4 protein-coding genes are annotated in these 3185 nt (G+C 65.2%); all 4 read left to right on the forward strand.

Translation table 11 applies throughout. From position 1 onward, the window contains the following. Positions 1–85 precede the first annotated feature (85 nt). The 4 genes from tnpA to DKM43_RS04205 are packed head-to-tail and all read left to right on the forward strand — an operon-like array spanning position 86 to position 3152. Entirely contained in the window at positions 86–463 is a 378-nt protein-coding gene (gene tnpA / locus DKM43_RS04190; protein WP_086616937.1) for an IS66-like element accessory protein TnpA, read from the forward strand. Continuing rightward, positions 460–801 (forward strand): IS66 family insertion sequence element accessory protein TnpB, encoded by a 342-nt coding sequence (gene tnpB, locus DKM43_RS04195; RefSeq protein ID WP_066117483.1) that lies wholly within the window; start codon positions 460–462, stop codon positions 799–801. Before tnpA ends, tnpB begins: the two co-directional genes overlap by 4 nt. A gap of 60 nt (positions 802–861) precedes the next feature. Further along, entirely contained in the window at positions 862–2532 is a 1671-nt protein-coding gene (gene tnpC / locus DKM43_RS04200) for an IS66 family transposase (protein ID WP_066117480.1), read from the forward strand. Beyond that, on the forward strand, positions 2529–3152 hold the full coding sequence (locus tag DKM43_RS04205; RefSeq protein WP_027443935.1) for a plasmid pRiA4b ORF-3 family protein: 624 nt from the start codon (positions 2529–2531) through the stop codon (positions 3150–3152). The genes tnpC and DKM43_RS04205 overlap by 4 nt, the downstream gene beginning before the upstream one ends. The last annotated feature ends 33 nt before the right edge of the window (positions 3153–3185 follow it).

Consider the following 3185-nt stretch of genomic DNA (forward strand, 5'->3'; position numbering starts at 1 on the left):
GTATCCATCCGGCGGGGGCCGCCTTGCGCGGGTAGGTAGCGAGCGCTCTTTAGCGTGCTCTTTTGAGCGCGCTTAGGAGTGGTCGATGGGTCAGGTGACGGTATTTTCGGGGCCGGAGCGGCGGCGCCGGTGGAGCGAGGAAGAACGGCTGCGGATCCTTTCCGAGGCGTTCGCGCCTGGCGCCTGCGTTGCCGAGGTGTGTCGGCGGCACGATATCTCCTCGGCGCTGATCTACACTTGGCGGCGCAAGTTGCTCGATGCAGGCGCGGCGCAGGAGGCCGAGGCACCGGATGCGCTTCCCACGCCGGTATTCGCCGAAGCGGTGATCGACGGGGACGCGGTGCCGGTCAGCGCTGCCGAGCACCCGGCGATGATCATCGACCTGCCACGCGGCAAGCGGCTGAGCGTTTTCGCTGCGGCATCGCCGGCGCTGGTCGCTGCCGCGCTGAAGGCTCTGCGATGATCCCTTCCGGCGCGCGGGTGTGGATCGCGCTCGGCCACACGGATATGAGGAAGGGCATGCAGGGCCTGGCGCTGCTGGTGCAGCAAGGCCTCAAGCGTAATCCCCACGGCGGTGATCTGTTTGTATTCCGCGGCCGCGCAGGCTCGCTGATCAAGATCATCTGGCACGACGGGATCGGCATGTCGCTCTACGCCAAGCGGCTTGAGAAGGGCCGGTTCGTATGGCCCTCGGCGAGCGAGGGAACGGTGTCGCTGACCCCCTCGCAGCTGGCCTGCCTGCTGGAGGGGATCGACTGGCGCAACCCGCAGTATACGTGGCGGCCGCAGAGCGCCGGATAATCGTCGCAAGGCGGTGTTTTGCCCTTGCGGCAGAGGGTGGAACATGATTCCATCTCTCCTGTGGAAGCCGCCATCTCGCCCCTGCCAGACGATGTCGAAGCGCTCAAGGCGCTGGTGGCGACGATGGCTCGCAGAGTCGAGGAGGCCGAGCAGAACGCCGCTACCGCCACGGCACAGCTTGCCAACGCCATGGCCCACCAGAGCGCCATCGAGGCGCTGATCGCCCACCTCAAGCTGCAGATCGCCAAGCTCAAGCGCGAGCAGTATGGCCCCAGCGCCGAGCGCAGCCGTCGCCTGCTCGATCAGATGGAGCTGCAGCTCGAAGAGCTCGAGGCTGACGCCGCCGAAGACGACCTGATCGCCGAGGAAGCGGCAGCGAAGACCACCACGGTCACCGCCTTCGAGCGCAAGCGCCCGGCAAGGAAGCCGTTCCCCGAGCACCTGCCGCGCGAGCGCGTCGTGGTGCCTGCCCCCTGCTCCTGCCCGGCCTGCGGCGGGGATCGGCTCTCCAAGCTTGGCGAGGACGTCACCGAGACGCTCGAGGTCATCCCGCGTTCGTGGAAGGTGATCCAGACGGTTCGAGAGAAGTTCTCGTGCCGTGACTGTGAGAAGATCGCCCAGGCCCCGGCACCATTCCACGTGGTCCCGCGCGGTTGGGCAGGCCCCAGCTTCCTCGCCATGCTGATGTTCGAGAAGTATGGGCAGCACCAACCGCTCAACCGGCAGGCCGAGCGGTTCGCCCGCGAAGGCGTGCCGCTCAGCGTCTCGACCCTGGCCGATCAGGTCGGCGCCGCTGCTCACGCGCTGATGCCGATCTACAAGCTGATCGAGGCGCATGTTCTGGCTGCAACCCGGATCCACGGCGACGATACCACCGTGCCGGTCATGGCCAAGGGCAAGACCGATGTGGCCCGATTATGGGTCTATGTCCGCGATGATCGTCCGTTCGCCGGGACCGATCCACCGGCAGTCCTGTTCCACTACTCGCGCGATCGGCGCGGAGAGCACCCGCAAGCCCATCTCGCAGGCTGGTCCGGTATCCTGCAGGCCGATGCCTATAGCGGCTACAACGACCTCTATCGCGAAGGACGCGACCCCGGCCCCGTGCTCGAGGCAGGCTGCTTCGCCCATGCGAGGCGCAAGTTCTTCGAGCTGGCCGATGTCGTAAGCTCGGCCCGCAAGAAGAGTCGCGGACAGAGCGCCGCCATGATCTATCCGATCGCGCTCGAAGCCGTGCAGCGCCTCGATGCCCTGTTCGACATCGAGCGCGGCATCAACGGCAAGAGCCCGGCCGAGCGGCTTGCAGTTCGCCAGGAACTCAGCGCGCCGCTCATGGCCGAGCTCCACACCTGGCTGACCGAGCAGGTCGCCAAGCTGTCGCGCGGCCATGATCTCACCAAGGCCTGCTTCTACATGCTCAAGCGCTGGGACGCGTTCACCCGCTTCCTCGACGATGGCCGGATCTGCCTCACCAACAACGCCGCCGAGCGCGCGCTCCGCTGCATCCCGCTTGGCCGCAAGGCATGGCTGTTCTGCGGATCCGATCGCGGCGGCAAGCGTGCCGCCATCATCTACACCCTGATCCAGACCGCCAGGCTCAACGATGTCGATCCGCAGGCCTGGCTCGCCGATGTCCTCGCTCGCATCGCCGATCATCCGGCCACCAGGCTCGATCAGCTGCTGCCTTGGAACTGGCGCAAGAGTGAAGGTCTGCTATCGCAGGCGGCATGACCCGCCAAAGCGCCATCGACAGTTTTACCGAGATCGCCACGCTGCGTATCGAGCTGAACGATTCCGACCCGCTCATCTGGCGAGAGCTCGAAGTCCCAACCTCCATCACCCTCAAGGTGCTGCACGAGATCGTCCAGACCGCCATGGGATGGCTCGACTATCACCTCTGGGAGATGGTCATCGATCACCAGACCTACGGCCTGCCCATGGACGAGGACTGGGGGACCGCTCCCCGCAAGGTCGCCTCCCGCACACGACTGCGCGATGTGCTTGCTCCCGGCACTACCCGGATTCATTATGTCTATGATTTCGGCGATTACTGGGAACACAGTTTGATCATCAGGGATGTCCGAGCTGGGGATCGCTCCACGGCATATCCGCGTTTCATCGCCGGTGAGCGCAACTGCCCTCCCGAGGACTGCGGCGGCATCCCGGGGTTCTACGAAATGCTCGAGGCGAGAAACGATCCGGACCATCCAGATCACGCCGATGTCAGCGAATGGCTCGACGACTACGATCCAGACGAACTCGATGTCTTCCCGATCAACGGCATCCTCGGCCGGATCGCCGCTCGTCGTAACGCCGCAGCAAAACGCATCATCAAACCCAGTGACCGCTAACTGAAACGGGTGCGGCCTTCACCGGATGGATAC

Origin of the sequence: Novosphingobium meiothermophilum (assembly GCF_003171715.1) — a bacterium.
Lineage (GTDB): Bacteria > Pseudomonadota > Alphaproteobacteria > Sphingomonadales > Sphingomonadaceae > Novosphingobium > Novosphingobium meiothermophilum.